Below are 15714 nucleotides of genomic sequence, written 5' to 3'. Positions count from 1 at the left end.
TATGTATCCACCAATTAGTCCAGTCCTTCCAATCGGACCACTGAGCCTCCATTGGTATGGGGTGATTATGGCCCTGGCAATCATGCTTGCAACCTGGGTTGCCGGGCGTTTTGTTAGCCGCCATGGTGGCGATAGCTCTATCATCTGGGATATGTTGCTCTGGGTCTTGATTCCAGCTATCATTGGAGCCCGGCTCTACTATGTCTTTATTCAGTCCCCTCGCGGACCCAGTGGCCTCCCACATTATTTGAGCAATCCAGTTGAGATTCTAGAGGTCTGGAAGGGCGGCATCCATATCTATGGAGCAATCATCTTTGGAGGTATTACTGCGCTCATCTATCTGCGGTACAAAAAACTTTCCTATCCTCTCTATCTGGATGGGATTGGATTAGGGCTGGCTCTAGGTCAGACGATTGGTCGGCTCGGCAATTTTGTGAATCAAGAGCTCTACGGTCCCCCCACTTCATTGCCCTGGGGCCTGCACATTGATCAAGACCATCGTATCGCCCCTTATGATAATATGCAGCAATATCCCGATACGGTTCTCTTTCAGCCGCTTTTCCTCTATGAGATGCTCTGGGATGGCCTTGGTTTTCTGCTCCTTCTCTGGCTCTCGCGCCGCTTCTCAAAACGGCTCTTCACTGGCGATATCTTTTTGCTCTATCTGATCTGGGTACCCACTGGACGTTTCTTTCTAGAGTTTCTACGGACTGACTCCTGGTTCTTCCCGGGCACACCTTTCAATGTTGTGCATATCATTATTGCCTTGCTGGTTATCACTGCTCTCGTTGTCTTGATCAGGCGTCATCGCGGAAACTCGACTGGCCCGACGTTGCAGGAACAGATCGATGGCGTCTCGTCCTCTACCATCTCTCCAACCGCCACAGCACCAACGACCAAAGCTCCGACTGAGGAGAGTGAGCCGGGCACTGAAGAGACGCAAGCAGACAGTGAAACAGCAATCGATCATTCTACCACTGACTAAGAACCCTATGAACAAGAATTGAGAATCGGATCATGGCATCAGCACCTCGTCTTCTTATTATTGGGCTCGATTGTGCCGAGCCCTCTCTCGTCTTTGAACGCTGGCGTGAGGATCTTCCAACGCTTGATCGTTTAATGCGGCAGGGCAGTTATGGAAAATTGGAAAGCTGCACACCTGCAATTACTGTTCCAGCATGGAGCTGTATGATGAGTGGGCGCGATCCTGGCGAACTCGGTATCTATGGGTTTCGCAATCGCTCAGATCGCAGCTACGATCGGTTAGCAATCGCTGATGGTCGCGCTGTAAAGGCTCCTCGCCTATGGGATCTGCTTGGAAGTCATGGATGGAAGGTGGCGATCGTGGGAGTCCCTGGAACCTATCCTCCACCTGCTGTCAATGGCTCTCTTGTCTCGTGCTTCCTGGCTCCAGATAGCGAGAATACATTTACCTATCCACCCGAACTATCAGAGCAGGTTACTGGCTGGGTGGGAAAGTATCTGCTCGATGTGCCTAATTTCCGTTCAGATGACAAACAACGTATTCTCGATGATATCTATACGATGTGCGATCAGCGCTTTCATGTTGCAACCCATCTCTTAGAGGATGAGGAGCCAGACCTCCTGATGCTGGTTGAGATGGGGGTCGATCGTATCCATCATGCCCTCTGGAAGCAGATGGACCCCAGCCATCCCAGTTATGTACCAGACTCGCCTTTTAGTGAGGCTATTCATGAGTACTATAAACATGTAGATCACAAGATCCATGAGCTTCTGACACATTGCGATGAGGAGACGGTCGTTCTGGTTGTCTCTGATCATGGGGCTCGTCCACTGATGGGGGGCGTCTGCATTAATGAATGGCTACAGACACAGGGGTATCTCCATCTGTTAAGACAGCCTGAACAACCAGTACCACTCAATCGAGGTGAGATCAATTGGCAACGGACGATGGCCTGGGGTGAGGGCGGCTATTATTCGCGCATCTTCCTGAACGTGAAAGGTCGCGAACCACAAGGATTGATTCCACCAGCCGACTATGAGAAGGTTCGCACTCAATTGGCGGAACAACTCCGCACCATGGTTGGTCCTGATGGATCTCCTCTGGGGAATCGTGTCTTTACGCCTCAGCAGCTCTACCGCAGCGTTCGTGGGGTGGCACCAGATCTGATTGTCTATCTAGGGGATCTTTCCTGGCGGGCCATTGGTACGATTGGTGGAAACGGTCGGATCTATACCGTGGAGAACGATACGGGACCGGATGATGCCAATCATGCTCAACATGGTCTGTTTATCTTCTCAGATCCCCAACAGCCTGGCTCCGGGCAACAGGTGGATGGTGCTCAGATCTACGATATCTTGCCAACACTGTTGAATCGTTATAAGATAGCGGCCCCCGCAGGGCTCCGTGGCAAACTATTACCAATCACACCGATTATGGCCTAATTTAAATCTACTGCATAATCGCAGCACGACGATCACATTGGCTTCTGTACTTTGAGGTGGTGTATTGAAAACCATAGAGAAGACCTGTCCCTGGTTGGAGTACGTATCTCAGAATGGTTCACCTCTCTATCACCACCTCAGATCAGCTATTTTTGCCATAGGATTGAACAGGAGATCCGTGGTACATACAGTGTACTGTGCACCTCGCCCAATCCTTTTTCATCAATCTCTTCCGACGAGGCAACCAGGGTCCAGGTTCCTGCTGGCAATGACAGGGCCACTTCCTCTCGGTTGGGATTATAGATGACCAGAATATGCTTCCAGCTATCCCCATTCGCATGGTCATGTAATAAAAACGCAACGGTATTCGCTGGGCTGGCAAGAAAACGAAGATGCTCCTTGATCGCCGGTACGGTGGTCATACGAAAGGCGGGATGACGCCGACGGAGATGGATCAGGGCAGCATAATAGCGAAATACGTCGTAGTACTGAGCTTTACGAGACCAATCAAGCTGATTAATTTTATCGCCTGCATTATAGCTATTATCGTTCCCATGCTTGGTACGCAAAAACTCTTCGCCGCCTTGAAAAAAAGGGACTCCCTGAGAGGTAAACACAATGGCCTGAGCCAGTTTATCCATTAAAATGAGATCTGCTTCGCTATCATTTAAGTTGCTCGTCGAGATTTTATCCCATAAGGTCATATTATCATGGCTACTGGCATAGTTGATGGTCTCTGAAGGGGCAGCAGCAAACTCAAGCCAGCTACCAGTAACGCAATCTTTGATCAATTCAGCCAGCCCGCTCGCACCGCTCACAAACCCTTGTGCACGCCGATCAAAGACGCTTCCACTCAGTCCATTGCGCAAGGTGTCGTTAAAGACGGCCACCCTCAATTCTTTCTGATCTCCCTTTAACAAAAGCTCTCTGGCTGGAAGGCCCGAGCTCCCACCTGTCCAGGCCTCACCATACAGCAAGACCGAAGGATTAATCTTCTGGAGCTCCTGCGAGATCTGTCGCATCGTTTCGATGCTCAACAAGGCCATGAGATCAAAACGTATTCCATCGACATGGTATTCCGAGACCCAATACTTCACTGAATCCACGAGAAACTTCCGTACCATCGGACGCTCAGAAGCCAGCTCATTCCCAACCCCTGAACCATTCGTGAACTCGCCTGAAACATTGGTACGATAGTAGTACTGTGGAACGATCTTATTAAAGCTAGAGCTCTCTGTATCATAAGTATGATTGTAGACCGTATCCATGACCAATCCAATACCGACCTGATGGAGACTCTGAATCATGCGCTTGACTTCGATAATACGCGCTACCCCCAGTGGGGTTGTGGCATAGTTCCCCTGTGGAACGTTATAATTGCGCGGATCATATCCCCAGTTATATTGATGATCTGCTGTCTCATCAATGCTCGCAAAATCAGAAATGGGCAAGACATGGACATGGGTAATGCCCAGTTCCTGGAGGCTACTGAGACCTGTTCTGACTTCGTTCGGCCCGACCGTCTCTGGTTCTGTAAAGGCCAGATAGCGGCCTTTCTGGTCCATTCCAGAATTTGTGGCAATAGAGAAATCACGAATATGAGTCTCATAAATAACTGCATCGACCGGATCAAGCAGTTCACAGTACTGATCCAGCTCCCATTCGGGGGGATCTGTGCGCGCAAGATCAACGATCATTCCCTTTGTAGCATTCGGTGCCTGCGCTCGTGTATAGGGATCAACCACTGTCTGGGTCCGACCCAGTACTGTCACTTCATAGAGATAATACCAGTTTGCCAGATTCTGTTCGACTTGCGTATACCAGGTACCATGATAGTCGGGGGTCAGCGGAAGCGAGAGCGTCTCAGGTCCGCTCTCGCTTTCAAATAGGAGGAGGCTTACTGCCGAGGCTGTGGGAGCCCAGATGCGAAACGTGGTCAGGTGCGGGGAATAACAGTTCCCGAGATCGTCGCCAGCATAAAAATAGTGCTCACTATTGAGCACATTCCTTGGAATGACTGGAGCTGGAAGATAGCCTGTCAGTTCGATCTGAAGCAGGTGGTTCACTGGCACAGGAGCGCTCAAGGTAATCAAAACAAGCGTTGTCCCAATAACGGTAGAGGATATGGCCTTAGAAACGGTTGCATCATCAACTTCACAGACCTCTAATCTCTCGTTGATCGTCTGATCCATAACCGTTACATGGCGCATTCCCAAAGGAAAAGACTGAGGGTGTGACAGCTTCACTAAAATCTCTGTCTCTTGCTCTAGATAGGCATTCACAATCTTCATCTGATGAAGTTCTTGATCATGTACGAGGATAGTATCCATGTGTTTCACTCCACAACATGCCTTACATCCGACAGAGGTGAGAGATACCTCCGCCCAACGCTACCTACCATGGTCTGTCTCCGATGGGAACTCGCTCTCTGGATCTTACGAATAAGGTCCCTTCCCATTGCTAATCAGGAGTATCATTTTCCAAACCATTGAGACCTGTTTACCAGCTCGATTAGAAGGTCTCTGCCTCCTTCTGTGCTCTACGCAATTCATCATCTATTTTCTGACGATGCGCTCTTCGGAGACGCGCTCGTTCAATAATACGAGCCTCCTCAGCATCCGCCGCCACCAGTGGCGGAACTTGAGTCGGTTTGCGTTGCTCATCCAGAGCAACATAGATGACGTAACTACTAGCTATTTTACGGATCTCACGCGTAATAAGATCCTCAGCAGTAACTTCAACCCCAACTTCCATGCTGGTTCTTCCAACATAATGCATCGTACAATGCACGGTGACCACATCCCCGATAAACGCTGGAGCCAGAAAGTCAAACCTCTCGACACGTGCGGTGACAACATACGGACGCTGACTATGCTTAATCGCCACCACCGCAGCCGCTTCATCCACCATGCGCATAATGACACCACCATGTACGTTTCCCTGGCTGTTTGCATCCATCAATTCCATAATACGCCGCGTGTTGCTACGCGAGTAGGCGATACTACGCCCCTGCGTGAGATCTACTGGTGGAAGATCGCGATAACGATTCATTAATTTTTCAAACGGGTTCATATGACTTCGTCTCCAGATAGAATGCTTCAACAATAATTCGCAGGCAGTATAGTTCCTCCGTCGATATTTGTCTAGCCCAACTGGAAAGAGCGCTCCCTAAAAAATGACCACCTCTGCTAGAGCAGAGGTGGAAAGGATAATCCATAGCGTTTATTACAGCCCTAATGACTCAACGGTCGCCAGAACTTCGTTGGTGTGCTCCTCAGGCTTCACTTTATGCCAGATCTTCTGAATGATGCCATCCTTATCAATCAGGAAGGTCTCACGGTTGACGCCCATGTATTTTTTGCCGTACATGCTTTTCTCTTGCCAGACGCCATACAGTTGAGAGACACTGGTCTCTGTATCAGCCAGTAGTGGAAAAGGCAGGCTAAACTTGTCTCTGAACTTCTGATGGGATTTGATATCGTCGGCGCTCACTCCCAATACGACAACCCCTTTTCGTTGCAGAATATGGTTGGCATCTCGGAAATTACAGGCCTCTTTGGTGCACCCCGGGGTGTCATCTTTGGGATAGAAATACAGCACAACGGTGTGGCCTTTAAGATCTGCCAGATGAACCTCGTTATTCTTCACAATATCATCGCTGCCAATCGCAGGCAGAGTGAAATCTGGAGCTGGCTGCTGCTCTTGAAGCTCGCTTGTACTCATCAGGATCTCCTATCAATTTTTTACATGCAATGGCGTCTCTTAGCTAAGACGCTCACGGAAAGCACAACGGGTATTGTGGACGTTTTTCGCGCCCGAGTGCTTTCATGCATCATAACAGAAAATCATGGAAATTTATTCCGTTCCAGACAGGCCTGAAGCCCAAATGGTCCGCGGCCATCATAAATGATGGGCCTTACCTTCTCGTGCAATAAATTGCATCTTTATAAGCGATTTATCGCATAAGATGGTAGAACCCATCATTCATGATGGCCGTGGGAACCCCCTCCGCCCTGTTTGCACTCTTTTGACGACCACGGGGATACTCCACGGCCACCATGGTCTTATCCTGGCCTCCCTCACTTATCACCCATCATTCATGACGGCCGCTAAGCTGCAAGTGCCAGCATACGCTCGAGCGCGACACGGGCCCAGTGGGCTATCTCTTCATCAACGCTGACCTGATTCAGAACTTCACCCTGGAGGAGAGCCTCCATGACCCAGGCCAGATACGCTGGATGGATGCGATACATGGTTGAGCAGGGACAAACGATGGGATCCAGACAGAAGATAGACTGCTCTGGATGTTCTTGTGCCAGACGATGAACCAGGTTAATCTCTGTAGCTACCCCCCATCTGGTGCCTGCCGGGGCCTGCTCAATCTGCTGGATAATATATTCGGTTGAACCATACAGATCAGCCGCTGCAACTACTTCACGGCGACACTCAGGATGCACCAGGATCTTGACCTCTGGATCTTCAGCTCGAGCCTTGTTGATCTGCTCAAGGCTAAAACGCATGTGGGTTGAGCAGTAGCCCTTCCACAGGATAATCTTTGAGCGCTCCAGTTCTTCTTCAGCATCCTCAGACGCCATCGGATCTTTAGGATTCCAGACGACCATCTGCTCATCCTTAATCCCATAAGCAGTTGCAGTGTTGCGCCCTAGATGCTCATCAGGGAAGAACAACACTCGTTTCCCCTGTTTAAAGGCCCAATCGATTACACCGGGTGCATTGGAGGAGGTACAGACAATGCCACCATGACGTCCACAAAAAGCCTTCAGGTTGGCCGCCGAGTTCATATATGTGACAGGAATAATGCCGGCATCCTCGCCCAGAGTCTCATGCAGCATCTCCCAACACTCTTCCACTTCAGCTATATTCGCCATATCCGCCATCGAGCAGCCAGCCGCTGGATTGGGCAGAATGACCTTCTGATGAGGCTGGCTCAGCACATCAGCGCTTTCTGCCATAAAGTGTACACCGCAGAAGAGAATATAGTCTGCCTCTGGACGTTTGGCAGCGAGTTGAGCCAGTTTAAAGGAATCGCCACGATAATCAGCGTATTTAATAATTTCATCACGCTGATAGTGATGTCCCAGGATGACCAGACGCTCGCCTAAAGCCTCTCTGGCGGCATGAATGCGCCGATCAAGCTCTTCGCCGCCCATCTCCGCATAAAAGGCAGGAATTGAATCGATGCGCCTGGATGCACCATACCTGGCACGACCTTGAGGCGTGAGCAATGGTAGAATCTGTGTTTCCTGGCTTACATCGCAGGTTGTTTTGAGAGCCATACAGGATCTTCTCCTCTTGAAAAGTATCAGGCGAACTCCAATGAGACATCAAAGTTAGGAACTGAGTGCGTTAATGCACCTAGCGAGATAAAATCGACGCCAGTGGCTGCGACTGCCGCCAGACGCTCACGATCTGTACCAATATTGCCAGAAGCCTCGATCAAGACGGTCGAAGAATGCTCCCGAATCAGCTCTACAGCCCGACGCGTCATCTCCAGGTTCATATTATCCAGAAGGATCACGTCGGCTCCAGCATTCAGCGCTTCCTGCACCTCTGCGTGGGTCTCGCACTCGACCTCAATCTTCAAGAGGTGCGGAGCCGTCTGCCGAGCCTGCTTTACCGCCAGGGTAATCCCTCCAGCCGCTTTGATATGATTATCTTTAATCAGGACTCCATCGCTCAGACCAAAGCGATGATTCTGTCCCCCACCCAGCAGGACCGCCTGCTTTTCCAGGCTCCGCAGGCCAGGGGTCGTCTTGCGCGTATCCAGAATGCGGGTTCCTGTTCCCTCCAGTGCACGCACACAAGAAGCGGTCTGCGTGGCAATGCCAGAGAGATGTCCCAGGAGGTTCAACGCCACACGTTCGGCGCTCAAGATAGAGCGAGCCGGACCTTGTAAGCGAACCAACTCTGTACCAGCGCCCACATGAGCACCATCTTGCACCAGAGGCTCAATCTGAATACGAGCATCAAACATCTGAAATGTTTCGATCGCTACTGCCAGACCAGCGATCACACCCGCCGGACGAGAGACAATAACCGCTTGCGACCATTGTGCTTCAGGAACGGTACTCAAGGTGGTAATATCAGCGAACGCACCGTCCTCTTGTAAAGCCTGCTGAATCAGTGCACTTGACAGACTAAACATGGTGAATGCTCTCCTCAATCGGCTGCAATAATCCCTGGGGATGGTTGCGCAAGGGCTGAAAAGCATAGTGCTGGCTGGCCAGTTTCTCATGCGCTTCAGGATAGTCCTGACGCCAATGGCTACCACGGCTCTCCTGCCGCTCGAGAGCAGCAACGATCACTAGTTCTGCCACAAGCAACATATTGCAGGTCTCTAATCTATCTCTTCCAGATTTCGTCTTCTCCGTTAACCGTTCACGAAGCGTTCGTACCTGCTGCAACGCCTCTACGAGGCCAGCCTGATCGCGACAGAGTGAGACATACTTCCACATGAACTGCTGGAGCTCTTTCCGTACAGTTCCGGTCGTTAGCTCATCTGAACTACCTGATGAACTTTCAGTAGTCAGAGGAAGCTGGAGAGAGATGAATTGTGTATTCTGACGCTCAACCTGTTGACGTCGAACAGTGGGAGCATGCGAAAGCTCATCAGCGATCTGAATGCCATAGACCAGACCTTCTAACAGCGAATTACTGGCCAGACGATTAGCTCCATGCACACCAGTACAGGAGACTTCGCCTACGGCATAGAGTCCAGGTACCGTTGTCTGACCATGTGCATCAACCATGACACCGCCCATACAATAGTGGGCCGCAGGTGCAATGGGAAGCAGGTCGCTTGCCAGATCAAGTCCATACTCCCGGCAGATGGCCGAGATGGTCGGGAAACGCGCATGCATCTTCTCAGCTGGCAGATGCCGTAGATCGAGATACTGACACTGTACTTCTTCAGTGAGCATCTCGCTTAAGATGGCTCGTGCCACAACATCACGAGGAGCCAGCTCCAGCTGGGAGCTATAACGCTCCATAAAGCGTTCACCTGCATGATTGCGCAGATACGCGCCTTCACCACGCACAGCCTCGGAGATGAGATGTGACTCACCATTACAGACAAGGACGGTTGGATGAAATTGCATAAATTCAAGGTCAGTTACTGCGGCTCCCGCTTTCCAGGCCAGCGCGACCCCATCGGCTGTAGCGCCACTAGGATTTGAAGTATGCAGCCAGAGGCCGCCTGCTCCCCCATTAGCCAGCACAGTTGAGTGGGCCAGGATCGTGAACGCCTCACCCGTTCGATCAAGCGCCTTCACTCCGACGCAATCGCCACCCTGAAGCAAGAGATCCGTCACAAAGGTCTCTTCATATAACACTACTGACGGGCGAGCATGAAGTGCAACCATGAGTGCGCGCTCAATCTCAGCGCCAGTTGCATCACCTCCCGCATGCAATACTCTCCAACGACAATGTGCCCCTTCACGGCCAAGCAGTAGCCCATCCGAGGTCGCATACGCATCCTCACCAGGATGCACACGATCAAACTGTACTCCCATCTGAATGAGCCAGCGCACCGCAGCTGGAGCCTGCTCAACCAGAATCCGTACCGCCTCCTCATCACATAAACCCGCTCCCGCAGCCAGGGTGTCCTGATAGTGTAATTCAGGACTATCATCCTCCCCCAGGGCAACTGCCAGTCCTCCCTGCGCATAGCGTGTATTGCTCTCTCCAAATTGTCCCTTGGTGAAAAGGGCAACGCGCAGATGCTCTGGGAGACGTAAGGCTACCGAAAGTCCCGCAATCCCGCCACCTACTATGGCGACATCAAACGGTTGGCGGTGAGTCATGCCTTCGTTCTCCTTTGAAGCAGTGTGTTTGTACCTTATCTTCTATACAGAATAAGTGTACAATTTACACTTACGACATAGACAAAAAAGAAAAGGTGTCATTCTTACACTAACCTTTTCACGGAGTATACCAGATTTTTTGTCGAATGTCCATGGCGCACAGGGGGGAAAATACAATTGCTCTTTGCTTCTCGCTAGCCTGTCTTATCAGTGGATTTTTGTTTCTCTATGCAGACCGAAGGTGGCCAGAGCAGCATTCTGACGAGAAGAGAGGGTCTTGAGCTATCCAGGCATAAAGAAGAGCCCTACAATCCCAATCAGATACAATACAAGCACTACAATTGAATCGATACCCAGATGAAACACCTGACGGCTACGGCGAAAAATAAGTCCATACAGATAGACAGCTGTTAAGAGGCAGCCAAGCGCCGCCAGATACACATCACTTTTCTGCGCCTGGGGCAGCACTGCCTGACCCGAGATGAGATTGGCCAATAAGAACAGGACTGGCAAAAACGCATTTCCGCCAAAGATATCGCTGACTCCCAATTCATAATCACCTATGCGCATTGATTGTAATCCAGTTGAGATCTCTGGTAAGGCAGTGGCAGCCGCTAGAATGGTTGCCCCAAACAGGACCCCGCTCAGGCCGATCTGATGTGCAATGGCGTCACCGCTTAATTCAAGTGCAGCTCCAGCAATGAATGTAATTAACGAGGCCAGACAGAAGATCAGTATCGCTCGTCCAGTGTTGACCTTTTTGACGCTCTTCTGATCCTTATCCGCTGCTGGCTGCCCTTTTAACTGCCAGGGCAGATCCTTTTTGGCCTTGCTTAAGAACCAGACTCCTAGCATCCAACAGAGCGCTATCATCAATGGAATTGGCGAAAGGCGACCAAGCATAACGCTGGCAGGCAATTGGGTTCCCATGATCGCGAGAATCAGTACAGCAATCACAAGTATCCCTTCTAAGACAAGACCCAATGAGGCTGAGAGAAAGGAAAGGGCACCTTTTTTTCCCAGGCCAAATGCATCCATCAGTACCAGCACAACGGTCTGAATGGCGATGCCTCCCAGAATATTTCCTGTCGCCAGACCAATGTTCTTTGTCAGCGCTGCGCTAACGGTAATGGCAATCTCCGGCAGATTCGTGGCAATGGCAAGAAAAATTAAGCCTCCCAGGGCTTCACCAAAGCCAAATTGCTTGTCGATGATATCGGTTGTGTTTGAAAGCTGGATTCCAGCAATCCAGACAGCCGCTGCTCCCAGGATGAAGATGCCACATAAAAGCAGTAAGGGCAATCCATTTAACATTGATGTTCCTTTTACTTGAGTAGACTGTTCACATTCATCAATAGAGACCTTGATAGAGAACCTTACGAAGGAATAGACAACGACCTTCCCCCTCTTCTAATACGATCAGATTGTTGATTCTCGTACAAAATACGATGAATTTCATTAAAAGGTGGAGAGGTGCAGGGTGCGCTGGCGAGGACCGTCGAGCTCGATCAGAATCACACGCTGCCAGGTGCCCAATACTAACTGTTTACGTTGATAGGGGATGACGAGAGATGGTCCAATCAGTGTTGAGAGAATGTGATCTGGTGTATGCTCTGGATCATGTGGATGCCGATAGTTCAGATCCGGAAGGATGTTTCGCAATGCATCGAGAAGATCGAGATCTGTTCCTGGATCGAGATCTGCCGTGGTCAGACAGCAGGTGGTATGCGCAACAAAGATCGAACAGAGCCCCTGGGCATTCTGTTCCTGCTGCAAATAGCCTTCGATGGTATCAGTAATATCAATAACCTGATCTTTTTTTCGCGTTGAAACGGTAAATGTTCTCATAACTCTCTCTTCCAGGCTCTTCAAAAAATATCGTTTTATCAAGGATAGCGAGCCTTTTCAAAAACGTCTATTCACCAATAACTTTGACTAAAAGACGCTTGTCGCGCTGACCATCAAATTCCATATAGAAGATCTGTTGCCAGGGACCTGCATCAAATTTTCCACGCGTAATAGGGATGACAACCTGTGAGTGCATCAATATATTTTTCAGGTGAGCATCTCCGTTATCTTCTCCTGTCCGATGATGACGATAATTCGGATTCTCAGGCGCAACCTTCTCCGCCCACTCCATAATATCCTGCCAGAGTCCTGGCTCATAATCATTCACAATGACTGCGGCTGTAATGTGCATTGCACTGACCAGCGCCAGACCCTCCTGCACTCCACTATCCCGGATAATCTGCTCTACCTGCTCCGTAATTGGCACCATTTCTTTGCGCTTCTGCGTATGAAAAGTTAAATAGACGGTATGTGATTTCATGGGCTCTTGCTCCTTGCTCATGTTTTGTCAGCTTTGATGGGGAGGCTGCACCTGTGCAAAAAAGCTCGATGGTCCTGCTATTGAGACCACATGGAACGAGGAGTCCCTGTGGTCTCGATGCTGGTAATGCTCACAATGCTAGCAATCAGATGATCTCAATTGACCCTTCGGTAACAGAGCCCGCGCTATCGATCTTGAAGAGGCGCGCATAAGGAGGTTTGGGATGGTATTGGAGAGAGAAGATAACGTAGAGGTAACCGCTCCGCTTCGCCCAATCGATATCGCGGGCCGAGGGATAGGCCTCAGACTGAGGATGTGAATGATAGTAGATCATATCCCCATCGTATTCATCGATATCATTGTAGATCCGTACGATATCAGCCTCGCTAATGATCGAAAAATCATCGGGCTCTTCAGCGGCATTGTCAGTTGGATAATCTTTGACGACCAGATCGCCCTGGCTTCCTAAGGCCCCACACGCTTCGTTGGGATAGCCCGCCACAACATGAGCTACCATCTGTTCATAAATAGCCGCAGGGATACGCAGTACCAGACTACTTTCAGCTACCATAATATTTTTGCCTCTAAACTATCTTCAATCTGCTCCAGATCGCGGGTCCACAGATCTTCACTTAAGTATTTCCAGCCGCCATCAGCCAGAATGGTCACGACTTTACCGCGCTCAAGACTGGACGCCACGCGAATGGCAGCATGCAATGATGCGCCACAGGAGGGCCCTGCAAAGATACCTTCTTGATCTTTGAGCTGACGAGTACGACGAATCGAGTCCAGACTGGAGACGAGAATCTTCCCATCCAGCAGCGATTGATCGAGCACCGGCGGCACAAATCCATCCTCCAGACTACGCAGACCCTGGACACCATCACCCTGCTGAGGCTCGGCTGCCACAACCTTAATCGCCGGGTTGTACTCCTTCAGACGGCGTGCATTGCCCGTCAACGTGCCACCCGTTCCCAGGCCGGCCACAAAGATGTCAATATCAGGCAGATCGCGAATGATCTCAACTGCCGTCCCCTCATAATGAGCACGCGGGTTGGCCTCGTTCCCATATTGGTAGAGCATCACATAGCGATCATCCTGTTGCACCAGCTCTTTTGCCAGGCGCACAGCTCCGTTACTCCCCAGTTTTCCATCAGAGAAGATGATTTTTGCTCCATAGAGCTCTAAGATCTGACGCCGCTCGTTTGTGACATTATCAGGCATCACGGCAACAAACTGATAGCCTTTGATGCGAGAGATCATGGCCAGCGCGATCCCCGTATTTCCACTGGTCGGCTCAATGAGAATGGAGTCCGGCTGTAACCGCCCACCTGCCTCGGCCTCTTCAATCATTTTCATGGCCACACGATCTTTGACGCTCCCCGAGGGATTGAAGCCCTCAAGCTTTGCATAGATCTGGACCCCTGGATGCGGACTAAAGCTTTTTAGCTCTACCAGTGGTGTGTTGCCAATGGTCTCCAGTAAGTTGCCATAGCGCATGAAGAGCTCCTAACGTCCACCGGCCATCGCAGGCAACAGCGTCACAACATCGCTGGCACCAACTGCCGTCTCAAGACCCTGAAGATAGCGCACGTCCTGGTCGTTAACATAGACATTCACAAATTTGCTCAGCTCTTGCTCGGGCTGAATCTGCTCTTTTAAGGCAGGGAAGCGGCTATAGAGGTCGTTCAAAACTTCATTCAAGGTGTTGCCCTGGGCGCTGACTTGTTTTGAACCACCAGCAGAAGAACGTAATACAGGCGCTAAACGCACATTTGCCATAACTTTAGACTCCTTTTATCCACTACGGAACACATTCCGCAGAAAACATGTGAGTACCATCTCTCACTTCTCGCCGATCTGATTCAACTGGGCAGACCATTCTCAGAAGAGAACTTGCTGCCCAATAACCGATGGGCTTATGAGCGTGCAGGCACAGCACAGACATCGCCATACGTAGGCAGGTTCTCAGGGTGACCATTCTCACCACAGGCCGGGCACTGGGGATTATGATACGGGCGAATCTCGTTGAACTCACCAGCCAGGGCGTCATAGGTCAGAATACGACCAACCAGCGGCTCACCAATGTTCAACAACAACTTGATGGCCTCTGTCGCCTGTAATAGACCAATGATACCAGGCAAGACTCCCAATACCCCAGCCTCAGCACAGCTAGGAGCCAGCGCAGGGGGGGGAGGCTCTGGATAGAGGCAGCGATAGCAAGGACCGTCATAAGGCTTAAAGACCGTTACCTGGCCCTCAAAGCGGAAGACGCTCCCATGCACAACAGGCTTATTTGCAATAATAGCTGCGTCATTTAATAGATAGCGTGTTGGGAAGTTATCTGTACCATCAAGAATGACATCATATTCATCAACAAGCTTCTGAACATTGGTCTCATCTAGACGCTCAATATAGGTCACAACCTTTACATCTGGATTGAGATCATTAATCGCCTTGCGGGCCGATTCAGCTTTATATTGTCCGATACGCTCTGTGGTATGAATAACCTGACGCTGAAGGTTGCTATCATCAACCGTGTCAGCATCAATAATACCGATGGTGCCAACACCTGCGGCTGCCAGATAAAGAGCCGAGGGAGAGCCCAGACCACCTGCACCAATTAACAGCACTTTGGAATCCAGCAGCTTTAACTGACCCTTCTCACCAACTTCCGGGACCAGGAGGTGACGGCTATAACGCTTTGACTGTGCATCCGAGAGCGTTCGTGGCAGTGTGAATTTATAGCCACCGCCCTTCCACTGCCCAAAGCCTCCAGCCATGGAGATAACATTTTTATAGCCCATCTGCTGCAACGTTGTGGCAGCCATCAGCGAACGCACACCACCAGCGCAGTAGAGTACGACTTTCTCAGATTTATCTGGCACAACCTCTTCGATCTGCGACTCGAGGTGACCGCGGGGAACATGCACAGCCCCTGGAATGTACCCTTCGTTCCATTCGATCTTCTCACGCACATCTACTAACACAAATGCATCATCATCTGGCGTCGACCCGGTCTGATGAGCAAGGGCCTCATTTACCTGCGTCGGCGTCCACTCAGGGACTTGCTGCCTGGCTCGCCGCAGTATCTCGCGAAAGGCATCACCCATGGTTTCACCTCAATGTTGACTA

The 15714-nt window shown here is 50.5% G+C and carries 15 protein-coding genes; 2 read left to right on the top strand and 13 right to left on the bottom strand.

Annotation, left to right across the window (positions count from 1 at the left end; all coding sequences use genetic code 11):
• The first annotated feature begins 1 nt into the window (after position 1).
• Both lgt and EL628_RS10285 read left to right on the top strand, forming a co-directional pair.
• A complete protein-coding gene (lgt, locus tag EL628_RS10290) occupies positions 2-985 on the top strand; it encodes a prolipoprotein diacylglyceryl transferase (RefSeq protein WP_126579858.1) in 984 nt (327 codons plus the stop codon).
• A gap of 32 nt (positions 986-1017) precedes the next feature.
• Complete coding sequence (locus EL628_RS10285) at positions 1018-2427, top strand: alkaline phosphatase family protein (RefSeq protein ID WP_126579857.1); 1410 nt, start codon at positions 1018-1020, stop codon at positions 2425-2427.
• Positions 2428-2573: 146 nt separating this feature from the next.
• Here EL628_RS10285 and pulA read toward each other — a convergent pair whose 3' ends face one another.
• The 13 genes from pulA to moeB form a co-directional block, all read right to left on the bottom strand.
• Positions 2574-4757: a type I pullulanase gene (pulA, locus tag EL628_RS10280; protein ID WP_126579856.1), complete on the bottom strand. Its 2184-nt coding sequence runs from the start codon at positions 4755-4757 to the stop codon at positions 2574-2576.
• 181 nt (positions 4758-4938) lie between these two features.
• On the bottom strand, positions 4939-5499 hold the full coding sequence (locus tag EL628_RS10275; protein ID WP_126579855.1) for an acyl-CoA thioesterase: 561 nt from the start codon (positions 5497-5499) through the stop codon (positions 4939-4941).
• A 153-nt stretch (positions 5500-5652) separates the two neighbouring features.
• Positions 5653-6150, bottom strand: a complete 498-nt coding sequence (bcp, locus tag EL628_RS10270; RefSeq protein WP_126579854.1) for a thioredoxin-dependent thiol peroxidase — start codon at positions 6148-6150, stop codon at positions 5653-5655.
• 386 nt (positions 6151-6536) lie between these two features.
• Entirely contained in the window at positions 6537-7724 is a 1188-nt protein-coding gene (nadA, locus tag EL628_RS10265; protein ID WP_126579853.1) for a quinolinate synthase NadA, read from the bottom strand.
• Positions 7725-7750: 26 nt separating this feature from the next.
• Positions 7751-8593, bottom strand: coding sequence for a carboxylating nicotinate-nucleotide diphosphorylase (nadC, locus tag EL628_RS10260; protein ID WP_126579852.1), 843 nt, complete (start codon positions 8591-8593; stop codon positions 7751-7753).
• A complete protein-coding gene (gene nadB, locus EL628_RS10255) occupies positions 8586-10250 on the bottom strand; it encodes an L-aspartate oxidase (RefSeq protein ID WP_126579851.1) in 1665 nt (554 codons plus the stop codon). Before nadB ends, nadC begins: the two co-directional genes overlap by 8 nt.
• Before the next feature lie 282 nt (positions 10251-10532).
• Positions 10533-11564 (bottom strand): sodium:calcium antiporter, encoded by a 1032-nt coding sequence (locus EL628_RS10250; protein ID WP_126579850.1) that lies wholly within the window; start codon positions 11562-11564, stop codon positions 10533-10535.
• Positions 11565-11708: 144 nt separating this feature from the next.
• Entirely contained in the window at positions 11709-12098 is a 390-nt protein-coding gene (locus tag EL628_RS10245; protein ID WP_126579849.1) for a secondary thiamine-phosphate synthase enzyme YjbQ, read from the bottom strand.
• Between the two features lie 67 nt (positions 12099-12165).
• Positions 12166-12579, bottom strand: a complete 414-nt coding sequence (locus tag EL628_RS10240; protein ID WP_126579848.1) for a secondary thiamine-phosphate synthase enzyme YjbQ — start codon at positions 12577-12579, stop codon at positions 12166-12168.
• Positions 12580-12724: 145 nt separating this feature from the next.
• Positions 12725-13150, bottom strand: coding sequence for a M67 family metallopeptidase (locus tag EL628_RS10235; RefSeq protein ID WP_126579847.1), 426 nt, complete (start codon positions 13148-13150; stop codon positions 12725-12727).
• Positions 13144-14079 (bottom strand): PLP-dependent cysteine synthase family protein, encoded by a 936-nt coding sequence (locus tag EL628_RS10230; protein ID WP_126579846.1) that lies wholly within the window; start codon positions 14077-14079, stop codon positions 13144-13146. The genes EL628_RS10235 and EL628_RS10230 overlap by 7 nt, the downstream gene beginning before the upstream one ends.
• Before the next feature lie 9 nt (positions 14080-14088).
• The gene (locus EL628_RS10225; RefSeq protein WP_126579845.1) at positions 14089-14361 is read right to left on the bottom strand and encodes a MoaD/ThiS family protein; all 273 of its coding nucleotides are present in this window, start codon (positions 14359-14361) and stop codon (positions 14089-14091) included.
• A gap of 137 nt (positions 14362-14498) precedes the next feature.
• On the bottom strand, positions 14499-15692 hold the full coding sequence (gene moeB, locus EL628_RS10220) for a molybdopterin-synthase adenylyltransferase MoeB (RefSeq protein WP_126579844.1): 1194 nt from the start codon (positions 15690-15692) through the stop codon (positions 14499-14501).
• Between the last annotated feature and the right edge of the window lie 22 nt (positions 15693-15714).

This window comes from Tengunoibacter tsumagoiensis (genome assembly GCF_003967535.1).
GTDB lineage: Bacteria > Chloroflexota > Ktedonobacteria > Ktedonobacterales > Ktedonobacteraceae > Tengunoibacter > Tengunoibacter tsumagoiensis.
The sequence above is the reverse complement of the archived record's forward strand: the minus strand, read 5'-3'. Positions and strand labels throughout refer to the sequence as shown.

What these genes read in the sequence shown, in the direction of transcription:
- lgt (WP_126579858.1), top strand. Translation starts at nt 2, where the DNA reads ATGTATCCACCAATTAGTCCAGTCCTTCCAATCGGACCACTGAGCCTC.
- EL628_RS10285 (WP_126579857.1), top strand. Translation starts at nt 1,018, where the DNA reads ATGGCATCAGCACCTCGTCTTCTTATTATTGGGCTCGATTGTGCCGAG.
- pulA (WP_126579856.1), bottom strand. Translation starts at nt 4,757, where the DNA reads ATGGATACTATCCTCGTACATGATCAAGAACTTCATCAGATGAAGATT.
- EL628_RS10275 (WP_126579855.1), bottom strand. Translation starts at nt 5,499, where the DNA reads ATGAACCCGTTTGAAAAATTAATGAATCGTTATCGCGATCTTCCACCA.
- bcp (WP_126579854.1), bottom strand. Translation starts at nt 6,150, where the DNA reads ATGAGTACAAGCGAGCTTCAAGAGCAGCAGCCAGCTCCAGATTTCACT.
- nadA (WP_126579853.1), bottom strand. Translation starts at nt 7,724, where the DNA reads ATGGCTCTCAAAACAACCTGCGATGTAAGCCAGGAAACACAGATTCTA.
- nadC (WP_126579852.1), bottom strand. Translation starts at nt 8,593, where the DNA reads ATGTTTAGTCTGTCAAGTGCACTGATTCAGCAGGCTTTACAAGAGGAC.
- nadB (WP_126579851.1), bottom strand. Translation starts at nt 10,250, where the DNA reads ATGACTCACCGCCAACCGTTTGATGTCGCCATAGTAGGTGGCGGGATT.
- EL628_RS10250 (WP_126579850.1), bottom strand. Translation starts at nt 11,564, where the DNA reads ATGTTAAATGGATTGCCCTTACTGCTTTTATGTGGCATCTTCATCCTG.
- EL628_RS10245 (WP_126579849.1), bottom strand. Translation starts at nt 12,098, where the DNA reads ATGAGAACATTTACCGTTTCAACGCGAAAAAAAGATCAGGTTATTGAT.
- EL628_RS10240 (WP_126579848.1), bottom strand. Translation starts at nt 12,579, where the DNA reads ATGAAATCACATACCGTCTATTTAACTTTTCATACGCAGAAGCGCAAA.
- EL628_RS10235 (WP_126579847.1), bottom strand. Translation starts at nt 13,150, where the DNA reads ATGGTAGCTGAAAGTAGTCTGGTACTGCGTATCCCTGCGGCTATTTAT.
- EL628_RS10230 (WP_126579846.1), bottom strand. Translation starts at nt 14,079, where the DNA reads ATGCGCTATGGCAACTTACTGGAGACCATTGGCAACACACCACTGGTA.
- EL628_RS10225 (WP_126579845.1), bottom strand. Translation starts at nt 14,361, where the DNA reads ATGGCAAATGTGCGTTTAGCGCCTGTATTACGTTCTTCTGCTGGTGGT.
- moeB (WP_126579844.1), bottom strand. Translation starts at nt 15,692, where the DNA reads ATGGGTGATGCCTTTCGCGAGATACTGCGGCGAGCCAGGCAGCAAGTC.